At 68.7% G+C, this 22,317-nt stretch carries 18 protein-coding genes and 1 pseudogene; 10 read left to right on the forward strand and 9 right to left on the reverse strand.

Translation table 11 applies throughout. The features are described 5' to 3' along the window. Window positions 1-297, forward strand: a pseudogene (locus DIE06_RS39280) (hypothetical protein); the annotation flags it as partial. 367 nt (window positions 298-664) lie between these two features. On the opposite strand, the gene DIE06_RS33720 reads toward DIE06_RS39280, so the two are convergent. Further along, entirely contained in the window at window positions 665-2,755 is a 2,091-nt protein-coding gene (locus DIE06_RS33720) for a D-(-)-3-hydroxybutyrate oligomer hydrolase (protein WP_124665117.1), read from the reverse strand. Window positions 2,756-2,995: 240 nt separating this feature from the next. Beyond that, a complete protein-coding gene (locus tag DIE06_RS33725) occupies window positions 2,996-3,361 on the reverse strand; it encodes a BON domain-containing protein (RefSeq protein WP_124665118.1) in 366 nt (121 codons plus the stop codon). Between the two features lie 454 nt (window positions 3,362-3,815). Here DIE06_RS33725 and DIE06_RS33730 point away from each other — a divergent pair, with 454 nt between their 5' ends. The 3 genes from DIE06_RS33730 (at window position 3,816) to DIE06_RS33740 (ending at window position 7,011) form a co-directional block, all read left to right on the forward strand. Then, window positions 3,816-5,261: a TAXI family TRAP transporter solute-binding subunit gene (locus DIE06_RS33730; RefSeq protein WP_124665119.1), complete on the forward strand. Its 1,446-nt coding sequence runs from the start codon at window positions 3,816-3,818 to the stop codon at window positions 5,259-5,261. Between the two features lie 94 nt (window positions 5,262-5,355). Then, the gene (locus DIE06_RS33735) at window positions 5,356-5,994 is read left to right on the forward strand and encodes a 2-hydroxychromene-2-carboxylate isomerase (protein WP_124665120.1); all 639 of its coding nucleotides are present in this window, start codon (window positions 5,356-5,358) and stop codon (window positions 5,992-5,994) included. A gap of 69 nt (window positions 5,995-6,063) precedes the next feature. Beyond that, window positions 6,064-7,011, forward strand: a complete 948-nt coding sequence (locus DIE06_RS33740; RefSeq protein WP_124665121.1) for a LysR family transcriptional regulator — start codon at window positions 6,064-6,066, stop codon at window positions 7,009-7,011. Between the two features lie 54 nt (window positions 7,012-7,065). Here the strand turns inward: DIE06_RS33740 and DIE06_RS33745 are convergent, their stop codons facing one another. From DIE06_RS33745 to xdhA, 4 genes are all read right to left on the reverse strand, one after another. Next, window positions 7,066-7,467 (reverse strand): polyketide cyclase, encoded by a 402-nt coding sequence (locus DIE06_RS33745; RefSeq protein ID WP_124665122.1) that lies wholly within the window; start codon window positions 7,465-7,467, stop codon window positions 7,066-7,068. A gap of 98 nt (window positions 7,468-7,565) precedes the next feature. Then, window positions 7,566-8,240: a xanthine dehydrogenase accessory protein XdhC gene (gene xdhC, locus DIE06_RS33750; RefSeq protein WP_124665123.1), complete on the reverse strand. Its 675-nt coding sequence runs from the start codon at window positions 8,238-8,240 to the stop codon at window positions 7,566-7,568. Window positions 8,241-8,325: 85 nt separating this feature from the next. Next, window positions 8,326-10,689 (reverse strand): xanthine dehydrogenase molybdopterin binding subunit, encoded by a 2,364-nt coding sequence (gene xdhB, locus DIE06_RS33755; protein WP_124665124.1) that lies wholly within the window; start codon window positions 10,687-10,689, stop codon window positions 8,326-8,328. A gap of 18 nt (window positions 10,690-10,707) precedes the next feature. After that, entirely contained in the window at window positions 10,708-12,270 is a 1,563-nt protein-coding gene (xdhA, locus tag DIE06_RS33760; protein WP_124665125.1) for a xanthine dehydrogenase small subunit, read from the reverse strand. A 349-nt stretch (window positions 12,271-12,619) separates the two neighbouring features. On the opposite strand from xdhA, the gene DIE06_RS33765 reads away from it, so the two are divergent. Beyond that, window positions 12,620-13,834: an MFS transporter gene (locus tag DIE06_RS33765; protein WP_124665126.1), complete on the forward strand. Its 1,215-nt coding sequence runs from the start codon at window positions 12,620-12,622 to the stop codon at window positions 13,832-13,834. A 96-nt stretch (window positions 13,835-13,930) separates the two neighbouring features. On the opposite strand, the gene DIE06_RS33770 is transcribed toward DIE06_RS33765, so the two are convergent. Further along, window positions 13,931-14,821, reverse strand: a complete 891-nt coding sequence (locus tag DIE06_RS33770) for a DMT family transporter (RefSeq protein ID WP_124665127.1) — start codon at window positions 14,819-14,821, stop codon at window positions 13,931-13,933. Window positions 14,822-14,954: 133 nt separating this feature from the next. Between DIE06_RS33770 and DIE06_RS33775 the strand changes: the two genes are divergently transcribed. After that, window positions 14,955-15,890, forward strand: coding sequence for an AraC family transcriptional regulator (locus tag DIE06_RS33775; RefSeq protein WP_124665128.1), 936 nt, complete (start codon window positions 14,955-14,957; stop codon window positions 15,888-15,890). 63 nt (window positions 15,891-15,953) lie between these two features. On the opposite strand, the gene DIE06_RS33780 is transcribed toward DIE06_RS33775, so the two are convergent. Together DIE06_RS33780 and DIE06_RS33785 are read right to left on the reverse strand one after the other, a co-directional pair. Beyond that, on the reverse strand, window positions 15,954-17,165 hold the full coding sequence (locus tag DIE06_RS33780; RefSeq protein ID WP_124614330.1) for an alanine--glyoxylate aminotransferase family protein: 1,212 nt from the start codon (window positions 17,163-17,165) through the stop codon (window positions 15,954-15,956). Window positions 17,166-17,233: 68 nt separating this feature from the next. Beyond that, window positions 17,234-17,551: a hypothetical protein gene (locus DIE06_RS33785; RefSeq protein WP_124665129.1), complete on the reverse strand. Its 318-nt coding sequence runs from the start codon at window positions 17,549-17,551 to the stop codon at window positions 17,234-17,236. A gap of 368 nt (window positions 17,552-17,919) precedes the next feature. Between DIE06_RS33785 and DIE06_RS33790 the strand changes: the two genes are divergently transcribed. From DIE06_RS33790 to DIE06_RS33805, 4 genes are all read left to right on the forward strand, one after another. After that, complete coding sequence (locus DIE06_RS33790) at window positions 17,920-18,906, forward strand: LysR family transcriptional regulator (protein ID WP_124665130.1); 987 nt, start codon at window positions 17,920-17,922, stop codon at window positions 18,904-18,906. A 30-nt stretch (window positions 18,907-18,936) separates the two neighbouring features. Continuing rightward, complete coding sequence (locus DIE06_RS33795; protein WP_124665131.1) at window positions 18,937-19,935, forward strand: 2-hydroxyacid dehydrogenase; 999 nt, start codon at window positions 18,937-18,939, stop codon at window positions 19,933-19,935. Between the two features lie 127 nt (window positions 19,936-20,062). Next, complete coding sequence (gene bluB, locus DIE06_RS33800) at window positions 20,063-20,824, forward strand: 5,6-dimethylbenzimidazole synthase (RefSeq protein ID WP_124665132.1); 762 nt, start codon at window positions 20,063-20,065, stop codon at window positions 20,822-20,824. A 264-nt stretch (window positions 20,825-21,088) separates the two neighbouring features. Continuing rightward, complete coding sequence (locus tag DIE06_RS33805; RefSeq protein ID WP_124665133.1) at window positions 21,089-22,258, forward strand: MFS transporter; 1,170 nt, start codon at window positions 21,089-21,091, stop codon at window positions 22,256-22,258. Window positions 22,259-22,317: the final 59 nt, after the last annotated feature.

Here is a 22,317-nt window from a genome sequence, read left to right on the forward strand (position 1 = left end):
GCCTTGCAAATCTCACAACACCGTTTCAGCTATCGAGCCTTGCTGCACAAGCCTTTGCGAATTGTTCAAGGCCGACTAAATACCGCCGGTCGCAAAGGATCATTTGCGCCGGCGCTCCGCACCGGGAGCGCATTCGTTTTGCGATGCACCCCGAGTTTTTTACCGGATCGACAAATATCGACCGGCACGATTTACCCCACCCATATTCCGCAACCGCACAATGGAATCAATTCCATTGCGAACGACGATTCGATAATGCACGGCAATGCGAATTCAGCCCCCATCCGCATGCGCTGAAAACGACAAGCAAAATCAACCCCCGCAAAGACCGCCGGACAAGGCGCCTTCGCTTCGAACAGACGAACAATCCCCTTCGGCGAAATGCCGATCAATCGCGAAACGGCGACCAATCGCAATTCGAGCCAACTTAATAAAATCGAAAGGATCGATTAACTATATGGAAAGGAATATTGTCTTTACAGGAATTTATTAAATTAAGTGAAAATATCGGCGCATAATAGTTTCAGGGTTTTCCGCCGTAAAGTAATAATTTGTTACAGCGCGCGACATTCCAATGAAGGCCAATGCGGGACCGATTCCAGACGCTGAAAAGAAAAAAGCCGGACGACAGTCCGGCTTCCGTATCGCGGCGCGGCGGGCGCGGTCAGAGCGGCACGTCGATCGCACCGGCGCCCGTCGTGATCGCGTTCGCGCCGGGGGACGCCGAGATCGGCGGCAGGCTCGCGCTCGTCAGCGCCGGCGCGGCGCCCGGCGTGCCGCCACGCGGCACCGTGCGGACCACCTGCGACGGCGGCAGCGCGGCGCCGCTCTTCAGGTGCCGCCACATCAGGTTCAGCGCCTGCAGGTTGTAGTAGTGGACCGGCACGAAGCGCGTGTCGAAGCCCGCGACGGGCAGGAACGCATCGAAGTGCTGCCCGTTCGTCACCTCGTAGAACGCAAGCTGGCTGCGGCCGCCTTCGCTGATGCTGTTCTGCGCGGCGTACGCGCGCGACGCGTGATTCACGGGCACGAGCGCGTCGCTGCGGCCCTGCACGATGATCGCGGGCTTGCCCTGCAGGTTCGCATTCACGCGCACCGCGTCGACGTTCGCCGGCATGTCGAGCGTCCCGTTGGTCCACAGCTGGCGCAGGCACAGCGCGCCCGCGAAACTCGCGTCGGGCGTCGCGAGCCGGTGGTCGACACCCGCGCCGGTGTTGAACACGAGATTGACGCCTGCCGTCGGCGGCACGCCATTGCCGAGGCCGAACACGGCCGGCATCGGCGACGTGGCGGGCGACGCGACCGCGCCCGTCGCCGCATTGGTCGTCGCGAAGCTGAAATTGCACAGGTTGTCGGTCACGCGCGAGCGCGTATACGCGTTCGCATAGGTGACCGCGATCGCCGGAATCGCCTGCGAATCCCACATCGGCGCCTGCAGCAGGTCGGAATCGGCGAGATAGCCGGCCGCATGCAGTTGCGCGAGCGCGTCGGCCGCCTGGCTCTGCGTATCGGCCCCCGACACGAGCCCCGCCGCGGCGAGCGTCGCGCAGCGCTGCGTGCGGATCGACTGCGTGGTGGCGGCCGGCAGCGCGCTCAGGTACGGCGCGCCCGCGAGCGACGCCGATGCGGCCGCGCACGGCTCCAGCAGGTTCGCGAGCGTCGCGTAGTCGGCCAGCGGCCGGCCGAACGACGGCACCGGCTGGCCGCCCTCGCGCACGACCACATTCGGCGCCATCCGCACGTTGACCTGCGGCTCGCCGACCACGACCGCGGTGATCCAGCGGCGCGTGTCCTGCTCGGCCGCCGCGAGCGCCGCACCGCCGCCGTTGCTGACGGACGCGGCGATCGTCGTGATGTCGCCCGGGTGGTAGCGCACGCCGTGATTCGAGCTGTCGAGCAGCGGTCCGAACTGCTGGTTGAGCGCCCAATAGGCGAATTCGACCGACTGCAGGGTCGCGCGCCCCCAGTCCTGCTCGGGATTCTGCTGCGAATGCGCGTGCTTGAACGCATAGCGGTTCGGGAAGCGGCTGTTGAACGCGGCCAGGTCGCCGCTCGTCACGTTGGCGGTGAAGAGACTGGCATTGCCGGCGAGCACCGCGTCGGCGAGCGTGCCGTCGATCAGCGTGATCGTGTCGGAGCCGAGCTCGTGGGCGCCGTTGCCGCCGCCCTTGTCGTTGTATGCGACCGCGCAGCCGCGTTTGAGGCCCCACTCGCCGGCCGCCGAAATCGCGCCATACACGCCGCGCGAACCGGACGACGTCGCGGTGACGATGCATGGCTGCGCCGGATCGAAGCTCGCGGGCACCTGCACGAGCAGCGTCACGTTCTTGCGGCCGCTGCCGTCGTCGGAATACGCGAGATATTCGGTGCCGGGAATCTTGCCTTCGCCGAGCGTGTCGTTGCCGTCGAGGTCGACGTTCGGCCCCCAGAAGCGGCCGTAGCCGCCGTTGGCGCTCATGTCGACGAGCGCGCGGTAGTTCGACCAGATCGCGACCCGGCGCAGTTCGGCGCTCGTCGGCCGGGACGGATTCGCGAACCCGGGCGCGGTGGCGGTGGCAAGGCCCGTCTTGCCGAGACCAGCCGTCAGCAGGTCGTCGCTCGAGCCGTCGTAGGCGGTAGTGCGCACGCTGCCGGACACGAAGCCGGGCAGCCGGTTGCGCTCGCCCGAATCGTCACCGTTGCAGGCGCCGAGCACCGTGATCGCGACCAGCGCCGCGCCCCAAAGAATCCGACTGCCCCACCCGTGCGTCGTCATTGCCGCCCTCTCGATATCGTTATCGGTCCGCCGCTGCGTCGTGCGCGGCGCGCGGCCTGTCAAGAAAACGCCGGGCCGCCCACGGTTTTCCGCCCCGAAGGAAGTCCGGTTGGGGGATACCCCCTCGGGGGCCTGGCGCAAAGCGGCAGGTCAGGGAGCATTCCAAAGCGCAAACGGGCCCCGGCTCGCCGGGGCCCCCCTGGCAGCGGGCGCGCGGCGCTGGCGCGCCGCCGCCCGGCATCATTGCTGCTGGATCGTCAGCTTGTTCGTGACCGACGTCACGCCACTCACGCCCTTCGCTGCCTCTTCCGCCTTGTCGATCTGTGCCTGGTCGGGCACCGTGCCCTCCAGCGTGATCGCCCCGCCCTTCGAACGCACGACGAGGTTCGCCACGTCGACGCCGCCAGCCTTCGTAATCGCCTTGCGCACCGCGTAGCCGAGCTTGCGGCTCGCCTTCTTCGCGGCCTTGGCCGCGGCCTTCGGCGAGCTCGCCGCCGCGGCCGGCGCCTCGGTTGCCGCCGCATCGCTCGACTGCGCGTATACGCTGCCCGACAAACAGGCCGCCACGGCCGCAACACCCAACGCTCTCAACACGATCGACTTCATGCTATCTCCTTGTAACTACGGAACGGCCGTGCACAGTACGGCCGGATACCCCCAAAGGCAGCCGGCCCGCGCGCGAACGGGCGGGACGGCCGATGATTTCCACGGCGATGCGAGAGAGGCGACACGGGCCGGCGGCCGGCGCGCGCGAATGCGGGCCGGCCGGGCCGGACAGCCGCCGGCCGGACGCGCCCGGTCTCATTGCGTGCCGGGTCGCGCGCGAATCGGGCGCGGCTGCGTCGCACAATGTAATCCAGCGCTCGCCGAAGCGCAAAGCTTTTGACGTGCGGCCGACCGCCGCCCGGCCGCGCGCTCGTCCCTGTCCGCCGCCGCGCCATGGCATCAGACTCGCGCACGCCTGACGAAACCGGGTACCATCGCCGCCAGAACGTGCATCGCGTGCCTCGTCCGCGACGGCCGTCATCGATGCGTCACGCCCGTGTCATCCGCCGACTCCATGAAGCCAGCCCGCCCCCGCCCGCCCCGCCGCATCCTCGCCCGCTTCGTCGCGGTGTCGTGGCGCGACCTCGCGCTGTCGATCGGCCCCACCGTGCTGCTCGCCGTCGCGGCGGTCTGGCTCGCGGTCAGGCTGATCCAGCCGGCACCGCCGTCCATGCTCGTGATTTCGTCCGGCCCGCCCGGCAGCACCTACTGGAACGCCGCGCAGAAATACAAGGCGATCCTCGCGAAGAACGGCGTCACGCTCGACGTCCAGTCATCCGAAGGATCCGCGCAGAACCTCGCGCGGTTGTCGAACCCGAACGCGCCGGTCGACGTCGGCTTCGTGCAGAGCGGCATCGGCCCGAAGGAGCGCGACGAGCACCTGGTATCGCTCGGCAGCATCGGTTACGTGCCGCTCGCGATCATGTACCGCGGGCCGGTGGCCGCGCGCCTGTCCGACTTCAAGGGCAAGCGGCTCGCGCTCGGCGCGGAGGGCAGCGGCGCGCGCGAATTGAGCCTGGCGCTGCTGAAGATGAACGGCATCGTGCCGGGCGGCTCCACCGAGCTGCTGCCGACGGCCGGCGAGGACGCCGCGACCGCGCTGCTCGACGGCAAGATCGACGCTGCGTTCCTGTCCGGCGACTCGACGCAGATCCCGGTGATGGCGAAGCTGTTCCGCGCGCCCGGCGTGCACGTGTACTCGTTTACCCAAGCCGAGGCCTACGCGCGGCGCTTTCCGTACCTGACCGCGATCACGCTGCCGATGGGTGTCTACGATCTCGGCCGCAACCTGCCGCCCGCCGACATCCATACGGTCGCGCCCACGATCGAGCTGGTCGCGCGCGATACGCTGCACCCCGCGCTGTCCGACCTGCTGATCGAGGCCGCACGCGAAGTGCATGGCCACGCGACGATCCTGCAGCACGCGGGTGAATTCCCGTCGGCCGTCACGCGCGGCTTCCCGCTGTCCGACGACGCGGGGCGCTATTACAAGTCCGGCAAGACTTTCCTGTACCGGCGGCTGCCGTTCTGGGTCGCGAGTCTTGTCGACCGGCTGCTCGTCGTCGTGGTGCCGCTGATCGTCGTGCTGATCCCCGGGCTGCGGCTGGTACCGTCGCTGTACGGCTGGCGCGTGCGTTCGCGCATCTACCGGTGGTACGGCGCGCTGATTGCGCTCGAGCGCCGCGCGCTCGGCGAGCATACGGCCGAGGAGCGCGTCCAGCTGCTCGACGAACTCGACGACATCGAGGAAGCCGTGAACCGGATGAAGATGCCGCTCGCGTATGCGGGGCAGTTCTACGTGCTGCGCGAGCACATCGGCTTCGTGCGCGAGCGGCTCACCGCGCACGACCACGACGCCGCGTCGGGCACAGCCGGCGCCGGCGGCCTCGCGGCGGCGCGCGGCGGCGCGGCGGCGCCACCGGCCGGCGAGCCCCCCCGGGCGACTCCCGGTTCCGGCTGAGCGGCCGATCCGCGATCATTACTGCATCCGCGCACCGCCGCGTAACATGAAGGCCGCCGCCCAGGCACGCACGCCCCACCCTCTGGAGATCGTCATGACAACCGGCCTCGACACTGCCCAACCCGCCTGGTTCTTCGACTTCGTGTCGCCGTTCTCCTACCTGCTGCTCGAACAGCACGACAAGTGGCCGGACGTGCCGTTCGAACCCGTCGCCGTGTCGCTGCCCGACCTGCAGCGCCATTGGGGACAGCGCTCGAGCGCCGACGTGCCGGCCAAGCGCGTGTTCACGTACCGTCACGCGCTGTTTCGCGCCGAACAGCTCGGCATCCGCTTCAAGATGCCGCCCGCGCATCCGTTCGACTCCGACAAGGTGCTGCGCCTCGCGATCGCGCTGCGCGCCGACATCGCGACCGTGCTGGAAATGTTCCGCTTCATCTGGCACGACGGCAACGATCCGTCGACGCCGGACGGGTTCGCGGCGCTGTGCGAGCGCGTCGGCGTCGGGCACGGCGACGAGCTGATCGAATTCGAGGAAACGAGCGCACAGTTGCGCCGCAACACCGACGACGCGATCGCGCTCGGCGTGTTCGGCGTACCGACCTTCTGGCTGAACCAGCAGCTGTTCTGGGGCGAGGACGCGCTGCCGATGCTGCTGTACTGCGCGCGCACGCCGAACTGGCTCGAGTCGCACGAGGTCAAGCGGATCAGCATGCTGCCGAAGGGGCGCGTGTGATGGCCGGTATCACGCACGCGAACGCGCGGCTGCGGTAAGGTTACGCTTCGCCTGAATCACCCCGCCCCGATGGAAGACGACGACCGTACTGCCTCGCTCGATATCTGGCTCGTGCGCGTATTGCGCACGCTGCTGCTCGAGCGCAGCGTCACGCAGGCAGCGCTGCGGCTGAACCAGACCCAGCCCGCGATCAGCACCGCGCTGCGCAAGCTGCGCGAGACGCTGAACGACCCGATTCTCGTGCGCGGCAAGTCCGGGATGGTACCGACCGAGTACGGCGCGTCGCTGCTCGGCGCGGCGTCGCGCGCGCTGCGCGAGGTCGACTTCATCGCGACGCCGCACGGCGACTTCGACCCGGCGTCCGCGCGACGCACGTTCCGCGTCGCCGCGCCCGACTACCTGAACGATTTCTTCATGCCGACGCTGATCGAGCGCTTTCGCGACGCGGCGCCGCATGCGCATCTGGAAATCGACTCGCTGAATCCCGCGCTCGATCACGCGGAGGCACTCGAATCGGGCGCACTCGATCTCGTGATCGGCAACTGGCCGAAGCCCGACCCGCAGTTCGCACGCCAGGACCTGTTCTCCGACACGATCGTGTGCCTGATGCGCGACGCGCATCCGCTCGCCCGTGAACCGCTCACGCGCGAAGCATACGCGTCGGCCGCGCACGTCGCGCCGACGCCGTACACCGGCGACAAGCGCAACGCGATCGAGATCGGCCTGGCCCGCGCCCGCCTCACGCGGCGGATCGTGACGACGCTGCCGTACTTCGGGATCGTGCCGCAGGTGCTGCTGCAGTCGGACCTGATCTTCACGACGACGCGCCGCTTCGCGACACACTATGCGCAGCTGCTGCCGCTCGTCGTCGTCACGCCGCCCGTGCCGTTCCCGCGCATCAAGAGCTACCTGCTCACGCACCCGCACCCCGATCGCCCGACCGACATCGCGTGGCTGTGCGCGCTGATGCAGAGCGTGTCCGACGAGCTGACGGCCGCACGCGGCCGCAAGCGCTGAACCGGCGCCGAACCGGCACGGGATGGCCCGCGCGGGATCATGCGGCGTGGCCGCTCAGGCCGTGCAGAAGGTTTCCTGCAGATGGGTCCAGCGCACGACGCCTGCCGCATCGCGCGCGAACACGGCGGTCGCGCGACGCGCGGGCAGTTCGCCCGACGCCGCCCGCTGCGCTTCGAGATAGGTGAGCACCGCATGCGACGCGTCGGCCAAGAGCACGCGAACGTCCGACAGTGCGATGCGCAGCCCCGGCTTCGCGCCGCCGAGCGCCGCGAACAACGCGCGCGTGCCATCGCGGTCGAACGCGCGCCCGTCGGTCATGATCATCGTGAATTCGGCAGAGAAAGGTGCAAGCAGCGCATCGAGCGCCGCGGGTGAAGTATCGGTGCCGGACAGCCAGCGCTCGATGACGACGAGGCTCGCATCGAGCGCGTCGAGATAGACCTGATGATCGGACATGGTGCCTGCACGAAAGGACGCGCGGCCCGATGCCGCGCGATCCGTGCAGTGTAGGCAAAAACGCGCCGAAGTGCGCCGCGTGTATCGGCTGCGCGTCGTCAGCGCGCGCAGCTCACGTCATCGCGCACGCGTCCCGCCGCGGCCGCCTTCGCATTGGCCACCGGCATGCCCGAGCGGGCCTGCAGCAGTTCCGCGCAGACGGCCACCGCGATCGCGCCGGGCGCCTTGTCGACGATGCCCGCGACGCCGATCGGACACACCATCTCGGTGAGCCGCGCCGGATCGACGCCGCGTGCGGCGAGCCGGCGCTCGAACTTCACGCGCTTGGTGCGCGAACCGATCATCCCGAAGTACGCGAAGTCGCGCCGCCGCATGATCTGCGCGGCGAGCGAGAAGTCGAGCGCGTGGTTGTGCGTCATCACGAGGAAGTACGCACCGGGCGGCGCCGCGTCGACGACGGCCTCGGGTATATCGGTCGGCTCCGGCTGCACGTTCGGCGGACATTCGTCCGGGAACAGCTCGTCGCGCGTATCGACCCACTGCACGACACACGGCAATGCGCCGAGCAACGTGACGAGTGCGTGACCGACGTGCCCCGCGCCGAACAGCACGATGTGCATCGGCGGCGGCGCGACGGTCACGCGGTTACGCTGCCCGGTGCCTGGCGCGAACGTCTGCGCGGGCGTGGTGCCGCACGCGCCGTCGCACCCGGCGACGGGCGCATGCGACGCGGCACGCGGCGAACGTGCGGGCTCGTGAGCGGGCTCGTTCATGTCAGTCTCCGCCGGGCCGCCCCAAGGAGGCTGACCGCCCCCGCGGGGGGCGGCGAACGCAGTGAGCGTCGGGGCCGTCTTCATCTCAGCCTGCCCGCGCGGCGCTCGCCGCACGCACCGCACGTACCGCGCGCAGGATCGACTCGCCGGTGGCCGGCGCGTCGAGCGGCGGATTCACCCGGTAGTCGCCGACCGCGGCAATCGCGTCGCGCACCGCGAAGAACACCGAGAACGGCAGCAGCAGCGGCGGCTCGCCGACGGCCTTCGACCGGTGGATGCTGTCTTCCACGTTGCGGTTCTGGAACAGCCGCACGTTGAACTCGGGCGGCGTGTCGTTCACCGTCGGAATCTTGTACGTGGACGGCGCGTGCGTCATCAGCTTGCCGCCCGCGTTCCACCACAGCTCCTCGGTCGTGAGCCAGCCCATCCCCTGGATGAACGCGCCTTCGACCTGGCCGATGTCGATCGCCGGGTTCAGCGATGCGCCCACGTCGTGCAGCGCGTCGACGCGCAGCGTGCGCATCTCGCCCGTCAGCGTGTCGATCACGACTTCCGACACCGCCGCGCCGTACGAGTAGTAGTAGAACGGCCGGCCCTGCAGCTTCGACTGATCCCAGTGCAGCTTCGGCGTCGCGTAGAAACCGTCGGACCACAACTGCACGCGCGCGAGGTACGCCTTCGCAATCACTTCGCCGAACGGCACGCTCGCGCCGCCGATCCACACGAAGTCGTTGCCGAACTTCACGTCGGCCGCATCGACCTTGCCGTCGCCGAACTGCTTCGCCGCGAATACCGCGAGGCGGTCGCGCAGCTGGCGCGCCGCATCCTGCGCGGCCTTGCCGTTCAGGTCGGAGCCCGTCGACGCGGCCGTCGCGGACGTGTTCGCGACCTTGCTCGTGTCGGTCGCCGTCACGCGGATCCGGCCGAAGCGGATGCCGAGCTCGTGCGCGACGACCTGCGCGACCTTCGTGTTGAGCCCCTGTCCCATTTCCGTGCCGCCGTGGTTCACGAGCACCGAGCCGTCGGTGTAGATGTGCACCAGCGCGCCGGCCTGGTTGAAGTGCGTGACGTTGAACGCGATGCCGAACTTCACCGGCGTGAGCGCGATGCCCTTCTTCAGCACCGTGTTGCGTGCGTTGAATTCGCGCACGCCCGCGCGCCGCACACGGTAGTCGCTCGTCGTCTCGAGTTCGCCGAGCAGTTCCTGCAGCACGTTGTCCTCGACCGTCTGCCCGTAAGGCGTCACGTTGCGCTCGGTCTTGCCGTACAGGTTCGCGTAGCGCACGTCGAGCGGATCGCGGCCGAGTGCGCGCGCGACGTCGTCGAGGATGTACTCGATCGCGAACGCACCCTGCGGGCCGCCGAAGCCGCGGAACGCGGTGTTCGACTGCGTGTTGGTCTTGCCGCAGTAGCCGGCGATGTCGACGTCGGCGAGCCAGTACGCGTTGTCGAAGTGGCACACCGCGCGCGTCATCACCGGGCCCGACAGGTCCGCCGAGAAGCCGCAGCGCGACGTCATGTCGAGCGCGACGCCATCGAGGCGGCCGTCGTCGTCGTAGCCGACGTCGAAGCGGTAATGGAAGTCGTGCCGCTTGCCGGTGATCATCATGTCGTCGTCGCGATCCGGACGCAGCTTCACCGGGCACAGCAGCTTCCACGCGGCGAGCGCCGCGCAGCATGCGAACAGACCCGACTGCGATTCCTTGCCGCCGAACCCGCCGCCCATCCGGCGGCATTCGACCAGCACGTTGTGCGACGCGACGCCGAGCACGTGCGCGACGAGATGCTGCATTTCGCTCGGGTGCTGCGTCGAACAGTACACGTGCATGCCGTCGTCGTCCTTCGGCACCGCGTACGCGATCTGCCCTTCCAGGTAGAACTGCTCCTGGCCGCCGAGCAACATCTCGCCCGACTCGCGATGTGGCGCGGCGGCCAGCCGCGCGGCCGCGTCGCCGCGCGCGAGCTTCAGCGGCGGGATCACGTAGGTTTCGGCCTTGCGCGCGTCCTGCGCGGTCAGGATCGCGGGCAGCTCCTCGTAGTCGACCTGCGCGCGGCGCGCGGCAAGCCGCGCGATTTCATGCGACGTCGCGACGACGATGAACATCGGCTGGCCGACGAACTGCACGATGCCCTTGGCGAGCACCGGATCGTCGTGGATGATCGGGCCGCAATCGTTGACGCCGGGAATATCGTCGGCCGTGAACACGGCGACCACGCCGGGCGTCGCGCGCACCGCGTCGAAGTTCATCGACACGATCTTCGCATGCGGCTTCGTGGACAACCCGAGCGCCGCGTGCAGCGTGCCCGCGACGAGCGGGATGTCGTCGGTGTAGGTCGCGCGCCCGCTCACGTGCAGGTGGGCCGATTCGTGTGCGCGCGACACGTGCACCTGAGCCGCGTCGGCCTGCGGGTCGAGGGTGTTCAGGAACGGTTCTGCTTGCTGGTTCATGTTCGGTGTTCTCCGTCTTCAGACGCGCGCCGACGCATCGGCAACGTCGGCGCCGGCTTCGGCGGCCACTTCACGCACGTTCAGCGCTTGCGGCGGCAGCGGATCGTGCGGGCGCGTCTCCAGCCAGAATCGGTACATCAGGTTCTTCGCGGTATCGAGGCGATACGCGCTCGTCGCACGCATGTCGGTGAGCGGCTGGTAGTCGCGCTCGAGCGCCTGCATCGCGGCCTGCGCGGTCGCTTCGTGCCAGTGCGCGCCGTCGAGCAGGCTCTCCGTATGCGTCGCGCGCTTCGGCGTCGCGGCCATCCCACCGAACGCGATGCGCGGCTCGCGGATCAGTTCGCCGTCCGCGATGAACGCGAACGCCGCACACACCGCCGAAATGTCGGAGTCGAACCGCTTCGACAACTTGTAGGTGCGGAACTGCAGCTTCGCGCGCGCGCCGGTGCGGGTCGGCACCTTCAGGCCGACGACGAATTCGTGCGGCGCCATGTCCTTTTGCTGATAGCCGGTGTAGAGCGCCTCGAGCGGCAGTTCGCGTACCGTGTCGCCGCCGCGCAGCACGACGCGCGCACCGAGCGCCATCAGGCCCGGCATCGAGTCGCCGATCGGCGAGCCGTTCGCGACGTTGCCGCCGATCGTCCCCGCGTTGCGGATCGGCAGCGACGCGAAGCGCTTCCACATTTCGGTCAGTTCCGGATACGTGCCGGCGAGTGCCGCATACCCGTTCTCGACCGTCACGCCCGCGCCGATCTCGATCCAGTCGTCGCCGTGCACGACGTGCTGCAGTTCGGCGATCTGGCCGACGTAGATCAGGTCGTCGAGACGGCGCATCTGCTTGGTGACCCACAGGCCCATGTCGGTACTGCCGGCGAGGAGCCGCGCGTCCGGGCGCTCGACCTTCAGCGCGGCCAGCGCGTCGAGCGTGCGCGGCGCCGCGAAGCGCGCGCCGTCGAGCGTCGTGTAGTCGAACGTGTCGTCGCGCTTGAGCGACGCGAGCGTGCGGGCCAGCACTGCCGTGTCGACCGGTGCCGACGCACCTTCGCCGGTCGCATCGAACATCTGCACGGCCGCATCGACGATTGGCCGGTAGCCGGTGCAGCGGCACAGGTTGCCGGTGAGCGCATCGGCGATCTCGGTGCGCGTCGGCACATCCTTCACCTTCGCGCATGCGCCGCCGCTGGCCTCGTGGCCGTGCTTCTCGTACAGCGCCCACATCGACATCACGAAGCCGGGCGTGCAGAACCCGCATTGCGAGCCGTGGCAGTCGACCATCGCCTGCTGCACCGGATGCAGCGAACCGTCCGGCTGGCGCAGGTCTTCCACCGTCAACAGCGCCTTGCCGTCGAGCGTCGGCAGGAACTGGATGCACGCGTTGACGGCCTTGAACTCGACCGCGCCGGCGTCGGTCAGTTCGCCGACGACGACCGTGCACGCGCCGCAGTCGCCTTCCGCGCAGCCTTCCTTGGTGCCGGTGCAGTGCGCATCCTCGCGCAGGTACTGCAGCACGGTGCGGGTGACGTCCGCGCCGCTGACTTCGCGGACCGCGTGACGATGGTAGAAGCGGATCGGCTCACTCATGTCTCTATGGTTCTTCAAGTGGGGGCAAGGCGGCCTGCGCGGGGCGCTCGACCGACGTTTCTCTGACAGTTTGCACGCTATCACCATCAAATTCCGCAACCCATAGCCCATCACGCATGGGGCCCATATAGCTGCCGCGATATGAGCGCCGGGGCCGCCCGGAAGGCATGGCGCGCCCTGCCCCGCCGGGGTTCCAGGCCCGCACGCACCGATCCGTCAGCGATTCTTCAGCGCCGAAAACGGGTCGCGATTAACTAAATGGTACCTGCGTGAAAACCGGTTCCATGGGAAAATCCCGATTCCGTTTTTCGCCGCCTTCCGTTCCGTTTCGCCCATTCGATCCGACCCCATGTCATCCGATTCCGCCACACCGCCGCGCAGCGGGTTTGCCGTCACGCTGCAGATCGTGTCCGTCGTCTGCTTCACGTTCATCTGCTACCTGACCATCGGCCTGCCGCTCGCCGTGCTGCCGGGCTTCGTCCACGACGACCTCGGCTTCTCCGCGATCGTCGCGGGCGGCGCGATCAGCGTCCAGTATTTCGCGACGCTCGCCTCGCGCCCGCTCGCCGGGCGCTTTGCCGATACGCTCGGGCCGAAGCAGACGGTGTTGCGCGGCCTGATCGGCTGCGGCGTGTCGGGCGTACTGCTGCTCGTCGCGCTGCTGCTGGCCCACTGGCCGGTCGCGAGCCTCGTGCTGCTGGTCGCGAGCCGGCTCGTGCTCGGCGTCGGCGAAAGTCTGTGCGGCACCGGTGCGATCCTGTGGGGCATCGGACGGGTCGGCGTCGCGCACAACGCGAAGGTGATCTCGTGGAACGGCATCGCGACCTACGGCGCGCTCGCGCTCGGTGCGCCCGTCGGCGTCGCGATCGCGCATACGCTGAATCCGGCGCTGATCGGCGTGATCGTGATCGCGCTCGCCGCGATCGGCTTCTACCTCGCACGCCTGATCGCTTCCGTGCCGCTCGTGCACGGCGAACGGATGTCGTATGCGAGCGTGTTCACGCGCGTGCTGCCGCACGGCCTCGGCCTCGCGCTCGGCTCGGCCGGCTTCGGTTCGATCGCTACCTTCGTCACGCTGTACTACGCGGCGCGCCACTGGCCGAACGCGGCGCTGTCGCTGACCGTGTTCGGCACGCTGTTCATCGGCGCGCGCCTGCTGTTCGCGAACACGATCAAGACCTACGGCGGCTTCCGCGTCGCGATCGTGTCGTTCGCGTTCGAATGTTCGGGCCTCGTGCTGCTGTGGCTCGCGCCCGTGCCGCACGTCGCACTCGTCGGCGCCGCGCTGACCGGCTTCGGCTTCGCGCTGATCTTCCCGGCGCTCGGCGTCGAGGCCGTCGCGCTCGTGCCGCCGGCGAGCCGCGGCGCGGCGCTGTCCGCGTATTCGGTGTTTCTCGACCTGTCACTCGGCATCACGGGCCCGCTCGCCGGCTATGTGGCCGGCGCGTTCGGCTATCCGCAGGTGTTCCTGTTCGCGGCGGCGGCCGCGGCGGCGGGCGTCGCGCTGTCGATGGTGCTGTACCAGCGGCAGGCGCGGGTCGCGGGGAGCAGCGCGGCGGCTTGAGCGAGCTGTTCGCCGAACCGCCTGGCGTCCAAAGGAAAACGCCCGCATCGCGCGGGCGTTTTTTGTTTCCGGCGGCCGTCACGACGGCCGCGCCGATCACGCCGTGCGCAGAAACAACCGGCGCGTCAGGTCGAATGCGACGAGATTGCCGGCCAGCACGAGCAGCAGCCCGATCACCGCGAGCGGCGACCACTGGTAGCCCTCGAAGATCGTCGACACGGCCAGCGCGACGATCGGGAACAGCACCGTGCAGTACGCGGCGCGCTCCGGCCCGATCCGGCCGACGAGGGTCAGGTAGGCCGTGAACCCGATCACCGAGCCCGGCACGGCCAGGTAGACGAGCGCGCCGAGATAGCGCGGGCTCGGGTCGATCATGAACGGCAGCCCGGCCACCGCGCTGCCGACCGTCAGGATCGCCGCACCGATCAGCATCGCCCAGCCGTTGGTCACGAGCGGATGCAGCCCCATCGACTGCATCCGGCTCGACAGCAGGTTGCCGGCCGAGAAGCACATCGTGCCCGCGAACGCGATCGCGAGGCCCGTCCAGGTCGCGTGATCGTCGAGGTGGCCGGCCATCTGCTGCCAGAACAGGCAGGCGATGCCGGTCAGCCCGAGCAGCGCGCCGGCGATCGCGGACGGCCGCAGCGGGCGACCCATGAACAGCCGGCCGTTGATCGAATTCAGCAGCGGTGCCGTCGAGAAGATCACCGCGACGAGGCCGCTCGGCACGACCTGCTCCGAGTAGTAGAAGCACAGGAAATTCAGGCAGAACAGCGCGACGCCCTGCGCGACGAGGTAGCGCCACGCTTCACGCGGCGGACGCACCGGCCGGCGCATCACGCGCAGCAGCGCGAACAGCACGGCGGCCGCGAGCCAGAAGCGCCACGCGATCGACACGGGTGGCGGCACGGCGCCGAGCTGCCATTTGATCGCGATCCAGGTGGTGCCCCAGATCAGCACGGTGACGAAATAAAGCGACAGGTTCATGGCGGCAACGAAGCGAAACGAGTGAATCGGACGCCGACTATGCCGCCGCCCCGCCCGCGCGGATTGTCCGGAATTGCTGTCTTTTTCGGGCGACCGCACGGCGCGCCGCGCACGCGCTTATACTCGTCGCACCATGAGTTCGTCCCTGTACGCCCCACCCGTCGATCACGCCGCCGCGCTGGCCGGCGGTGCGATGCCGTTCGGCCTGCAGTCGGTGTGCCGCACGCTCGCCGAGGCGAACGCGACGCTCGAGCGCTTCACGTGGCTGGGCGACCATCTCGCGATCGCCGAATGGACACGCATCACCGACGAAAGCGAGACGATCTACGAACAGCCCGGCCACCATACGCTGTCGTGCTATCTCGACGGCGGCTACCGGACGGAGCGCGAACGCGTGCCGCGCTACGGCGCGCCGAGCCTGCTGTGCGCGCTGCCGGGCGACCATGAATCGCGCTGGTGGGTGCGCGGCGAGATGCACTTCATCCACCTGTACTTCCTGCCCGAGCACTTCACGCAGCGCGCGATCCGCGAACTCGACCGCGAGCCGCGCGAGCTGAAGCTCGCCGACCGCACCTATTTCGAGGATGCGCGCGTCGCGGCGCAGTTCCGTTCGCTTGCGCTGGAGCGCTGGGACGATGCCGACGGGCGGCTGCGCGTGAACGAGGCCGCGCACGACGTGCTGAGCCTGCTGCTGCGCGGCCAGAGCACGACGCGCACCGACGTGCCGTTCCGCGGCGGGCTCGCGCCGGCCGTGCGCCGCCGCGTGCGCGACTACATCGACAGCTACCTGTCGCAGCCGCTGACGCTCGGCGAACTGGCGGACGTCGCCGCACTGTCCGAATACCACTTCTCGCGGATGTTCCGGCTGTCGTTCGGCCGCGCGCCGCACGCGTGGGTGGCCGAGCAGCGGCTCGCACGGGCGCGCCTGCTGCTGCGCACGACGGCGCTGCCGCTCGCGCAGGTCGCGGCCGAATGCGGCTACGCGAACCCCGGCCACTTCAGCCATCGCTTTCGCGATGCGCACGGCACGACGCCGAACGCGTACCGGCGCGCGATGCAGGGCGGCTGAGCGCCGCGCGCGTCGTTCAACGGCCGGCTGCGCCCCGCACCCCCGGCACGACCGTCTCCCCGCTTACGCGCCCCGCTGCGACAGTTCCTGCTCGAGCGCGGCCACGCCGGCAGGCAGGTCGACCGGCACCTTCAGATCGACCATCGTGCGGCCGAATGCATGCAGCGTGCGGAACAGGTTGTGTTCGCGGCACTGTTCGCCCATCTGGCCGATCCGCACGATCGGCAGCCCGAACGAGCCCGAGATCTCGACCTGATACTGCTTCGAGATATGGCCGCACACCATCCCGGGCGTCAGCCCTTCGGGTGTCTCGATCCCGACCACCGAATTGAGCCGGCAGTCCTTCGGCGCATAGAGCGCGAGGCCCATCGCCTCGACGCCCGCCTGCAGCGCGAGCGAGCAGCGCAGATGCCGCGCGAAGCGGCTTTCGAGCGTCTCCGCGCAGACGAGCCGCAGCGCCTCGTGCAGCGCGAGCACGCCCGACACCGGTGCCGTGTAGTGATAGCCCGCGTTGTGCCAGAAGTTCTCCGCGAGCGCCATGTCGAGGCACCAGTGCGCGTTCGGTTCCGGACGCTGCTTCATCCGCTCCCACGCGGCGTCGGAGAATGCGATCAGCGACACGCCGGGGATCGACGACAGCCCCTTCTGGCCGCCGGTGATCACCGCGTCGATGCCCCACGCGTCCATCTCGAGCGGCATCGTCGACAGCGTGCACACCGCGTCGACGACGACCAGCGCGCCGGCCGCCTTCGCGAGCGCCGCGATGTCGCGCAGGTCGCGGTTCCACACGGTGTTCGACGTCTCGCCCTGCACGATCGTGACGATCTCGGGCCGCTCGCGTGCGATCGCGTCCGCGATCTCGTCGAGGCTCGCGACCGAGCGGTCGGCCACTTCGAGCGTCGCGACGTCGGCACCGACGCGCGTGGCCATCTCGGCCATCCGCGCACTGAAGAAGCCGTTGCGGATCGAGAGCACGCGCGTGCCGCGCCACGCAAGGTTCGAGATCGCCATTTCCATCGCGGCGGAACCGGGGCCGGCGACACCGAGCACCCACTTCGTGCGGGTCTGGAACACGTAGCGCGCCATCTCCTTCACCTGCTCGATGATCTTCGCCATCGTCGCGCCGAGGTGGTTGATCACGATCGTGTTCGCCTTCGCGACGGCGGCCGGGATCGGGACCGGGCCGGCCCCCATCATCAGCAGCGGTTCTTCGGGCAGGATCGCGTCGAGCGGCACGACGACGGGACAGGGAATCGGCGAATGATCGATGGACATGGCAGGTAAACGAGGAAGGAGGAAAACGCTCGGACGTCGTTCGCCGCACGGCACGGCGAACTGATCGATCATTCCGCGTTCCGCGCCCGCGCGCAAGAGGCGCGCGCGGCCGGACAGCGTGACGCTGGCCCGGTCGCCGGACCGGGCCAGTCCGCCGCGCCTGCATCGCATGACCGGGTTTCGTATTGCCGCGGCATTGCCGGCCGCATGCGGAACGGTTCCAACGGCTGCTCGATGCCCGTGATTTTCTGCAGCAATATTGGGACGCGCATCTTGATGCCCGAGTTCAGCACGACGCACGCATCGACCGAAATACCGGCCATCACGCTAAAAATCGCGCGACTGGAATCCTCCCACGAAAACCGGACCTGCACAAAAACATCCATTACCGCAGCATCTATTGGTGACCGATTTCATCCATTACCGCACCCGGCTTCACCCGATCACGCACAACACATTGATTTACATTGAATAAATTCGAATACGCGGCAGTTTTCCTCAATACACTTCCGGCTAACCCCGGTGCACACCGGCGACCCCGATCCGTTAAATAGGTACCCGCGATTTCGATTTTACGCAACCCGCCCCTTTTCTCAGGTTGACGGATATCACTTCCGTAATGAACAATCGTCTGCAGAATCGAAAACCGATTTTTCGATACGAACGAGAACCGAGTGTCGCGCGACGGTTTTTCAGGTCGCGCATCGAAAAATCACCACCAAAATCACTCAACCGGGCCAGAAATTCGCGAGCCATGAACCAGATTCAGACCATGCGTGTGTTCGTCTGCGTCGCCGAGCAGCAGAGCTTCCGGCGCGCGGCGCACCATCTAGGCGTGTCCAATGCGCTCGTCACGCGTTCGATCGCGATGCTCGAGTCTCACCTGAACACGCGGCTGATCCACCGCACCACGCGCAACCTGTCGCTGACCGAGGCCGGCCTGCGCTACCTCGACGGCTGCCGTGCGCTACTCGAGGAATTCGATCATCTCGAGGCGTCCGTCGCACATGCGGTGCGCGAGCCGGCCGGCACGCTGCGGGTCGTCGCGTCGGGCCTGCTGTCGCCGCCCGCGCTGACGCCGCTCGTCAGCAGTTTCCGGCACCGTTACCCCGAACTGCGTGTGCAGCTCACTGTCGCCGAAGGGCCGCTCGACGTGCTTGACTCGGGTTACGACGTCGGGATCGTGACCGGCAACCGGCTCGATGGCAACCCGACGCTGATCGGCCACGCCCTCGCGCCGAACCCGTTCGTCGCGTGCGCGGCGCCCGCCTATCTCGAACGGCGCGGCGAGCCGCGCACGCCCGACGACCTGCCGGGCCACGACTGGGTCGCACTCGCGCCGCACCAGCATGCGCCCGCGTGGCGGCTGGTCGGCCACGACGGCGCCACGCATTCGATCACGGTGCGCCCGACCTGCACGGTCAACCAGCTGGCGCTCGTGCAGGCGGCGGCCGTCGCCGGGTCCGGCATCGCGGTGCTGCCCGAGCCGTGCGTCGCCGACGCGCTCGCCACCGGCACGCTCGTGCGGCTGTTGCCCGCCTACCGGATCGACGACCCGGACGCGCAGTTGTCGCTCGTCTACCCGAACCGCCAGTACGTGCCGGCCCGCACGCGCAGCTTCGTCGAGCACGCACTCGAGCATTTCGGCGTGCAGGCGGCCCGCGAGCGGGCAGGCTACGGCTTCCTGCGCACGCCCGAGCGCGTCGATATCGTCACGGGCCGACAGACGGGCCTGCAGTAAACTGCACGCGACAGCCATCGGAGGTGCAGCGTGCGCGTGATCCTGTTCAGCAGCCGGCAGTACGACGACGAATCGTTTACCGCCGCCAACCGGCAATTCGGCTATCGGCTGCACTTCCAGCCGTCGCACCTCGACGCGGAAACCGCGATCCTCGCGCACGGCTATGAAGTCGTCTGTCCGTTCGTCAACGACACCGTCGACGCGGCCGTGCTCGAACGGCTTGCCGACGGCGGCACGCGCCTGATCGCGCTGCGCTCGGCCGGCTTCAACCACGTCGACCTGGCGGCCGCCGAGCGGCTCGGCATCGCGGTCGTGCGCGTGCCCGCGTATTCACCGCATGCGGTTGCCGAACACGCGGTCGCGCTGATCCTCGCGCTCAACCGCCGGCTGCCGCGCGCGGTCGCACGCACGCGTGAAGGCGACTTCTCGCTGAACGGCCTGCTCGGCTTCGACCTGCACGGCAAGACCGTCGGCGTGATCGGCACCGGCCTGATCGGCAGCGTGTTCGCGAAGATCATGATGGGCTTCGGCATGCACGTGCTCGCGCACTCGATGCCGCCGTACGACGACGAGCTGATCGCGTTCGGCGCGCGCTACGTCGAGCTCGACGCGCTGCTGCACCAAGCCGACATCGTCAGCCTGCACTGCCCGCTGCTGCCGTCGACGCACCATCTGATCAACGCGCAGACGCTCGCACGGATGAAGCACGGCGCGATGCTGATCAATACCGGGCGCGGCGGCCTGGTCGACGCGCAGGCGCTGGTCGACGCGCTCAAGAGCGGCCAGCTCGGCCATCTCGGGCTCGACGTGTACGAGGAGGAAAGCGGCCTGTTCTTCGAGGATCACTCCGACCTGCCGCTGCAGGACGACGTGCTCGCGCGCCTGCTGACCTTCCCGAACGTGATCGTCACGTCGCACCAGGCGTTCTTTACGCGCGAGGCGCTCGCCGAGATCGCGCACACGACGCTGCTGAACATCGAGGCGTGGCACGCCGGCACGCCGACCAACGTCGTCACGTCGGGTCGCTGAGCCACGGCATGCCACTCGTTCGGCGCATGCGATCCTTCAACGATTCGCCATTTTGTTTCGACTGATGTAACGCCGCACGCGCGGTGTCTGCTATCGTTGCGCCGACCTCCCCCTGCTTCTGCCGCTCATGCGTTTCGACGACTCCGCCATTGCCGCGGTCTACCGCGCCATCTTCGAACGGCGCGACATGCGCCACTTCACGCCGGCGCCCGTCGATCCGGCCACGCTCGCACGGTTGCTGCGTGCCGCGCACCACGCGCCGAGTGTCGGCTTCATGCAGCCGTGGCGCTTCATCCGCATCACCGATCCCGCGCTGCGCACCGCGATTCATGCGCTGGTCGAGGCCGAGCGCCGCGCGACCGCCGACGCGCTCGGCGAGCGGCAGGACGAGTTCATGCGGCTGAAGGTCGAAGGCGTGCGCGAATGCGGCGAGTTGCTGGTCGTCGCGCTGACCGATGATCGCGAGCGCCACGTGTTCGGCCGCCGCACGCTGCCGGAGATGGATCTCGCGTCCGCCGCCTGCGCGATCCAGAACATGTGGCTCGCCGCGCGCGCGGAAGGGCTCGGGATGGGCTGGGTGTCGCTGTTCGACGTCGATGGGCTGCGCACGCTGCTTGGCATGCCGGCCGGCGCGAAGCCGATCGCCGTGCTGTGCGTCGGGCATGTCGACGCGTTCTATGCCAAGCCGATGCTCGAGGAAGAGCGCTGGGCCGCGCGGATGCCGATCGAGGCGTGCCTGTTCGAAAACGGCTGGGACGCGCGGGCGACGCAGGCCGCCGATGGCGCGGCATCCTCCGGCACGACCGCCGGATCGTCGCCGTCGCCCGAGGTTGCCGCACCGGACGGCCGCGCCGACGCGACACCCACCGGTGCCCTGCCCGACCACTGACCGAACGCACCGCGCGCGGAACGGCTGCGCCGCCGGGTTCGCTCCGACCCGATATTTCTCGACGCCAGCGCCACCGGATACGGCGCAATCCCGCACGATGGCGCACCTTGCGCCGGCACCGCGTCGCGTGCCGGCAACACCTGTTTACGCCCCGAGCATAGGGGTTTTCACTGAAGTAGAATCGCGGCTGATGTCTTCTCGCCCCGCCCGCCCCGCGCATCCCGCGCCGGCTTCGGGCCGCGGCCTTTTCCGTAGCCCACCGCGATGCCGTTACCTCTTTTCGCCCTTGCCGTCGCCGCATTTGGAATCGGTACCACCGAGTTCGTGATCATGGGGCTGCTGCCCAACGTCGCCCGCGACCTCGGCGTGTCGATCCCGGCCGCCGGGATGCTCGTGTCGGGCTACGCGCTCGGCGTGACGATCGGCGCGCCGATCCTCGCGATCGTCACCGCGAAGATGCCGCGCAAGCGCGCGCTGATGGGCCTGATCGGGCTGTTCATCGCGGGCAACCTGTTCTGCGCGATCGCGCCCGGCTATGCGGTGCTGATGGCCGCGCGGGTCGTCACCGCGTTCTGCCACGGTGCGTTCTTCGGGATCGGTTCGGTGGTCGCGAGCAACCTCGTCGCGCCGAACCGCCGCGCGCAGGCGATCGCGCTGATGTTCACCGGCCTCACGCTCGCGAACGTGCTCGGCGTGCCGCTCGGCACCGCGCTCGGCCAGGCCTACGGCTGGCGCGCGACGTTCTGGGCCGTCACCGGCATCGGCATCGCGGCGGCCGCCGCGCTCGCGGCATGCCTGCCGAAGCATCTCGCGATGCCCGACACCAGCATCACGCGCGAATTCAGCGTGCTCAAGCACCCGCAGGTGCTGATGGTGCTCGGCATCAGCGTGCTCGCGTCCGCAAGCCTGTTCAGCGTGTTCACGTACATCACGCCGATCCTCGAGGACGTGACGGGCTTCTCGCCGCACCAGGTCACCTGCGTGCTGCTGCTGTTCGGCCTCGGCCTGACCGTCGGCGGCACGCTCGGCGGCAAGCTCGCCGACTGGCGCCGGATGCCGTCGCTGATCGCGACGCTCGCGCTGATCGGCATCGTCCTCGCGCTGTTCGCCGGCACCATGCACCTGCCGTTCGCGACGCTCGCGACGATCTTCGTGTGGGGCATCCTCGCGTTCGCGATCGTGCCGCCGCTGCAGATCCTGATCGTCGATCGCGCGAGCGATGCGCCGAACCTCGCGTCGACGCTGAACCAGGGCGCGTTCAACCTCGGCAACGCGACGGGTGCGTGGCTGGGCGGGATGGCGATCGGCTCCGGCGTGTCGCTCGTGAACCTGCCGTGGGTCGGGGCCGCGATGGCCGTCGCGGCGCTCGCGCTGACGCTGTGGTCGGCGTCGCTCGAACGCCGCCCGGTGAGCGGGCCGACCGGATACGTATGACTGTCTGATGCGCGGCACGCCAGCCGCGCGTCGCCGAGTTCGTTGCGCACGCAACCCCA

It is taken from the genome of Burkholderia sp. Bp8998 (assembly GCF_003854235.1).
Taxonomy (GTDB): domain Bacteria; phylum Pseudomonadota; class Gammaproteobacteria; order Burkholderiales; family Burkholderiaceae; genus Burkholderia.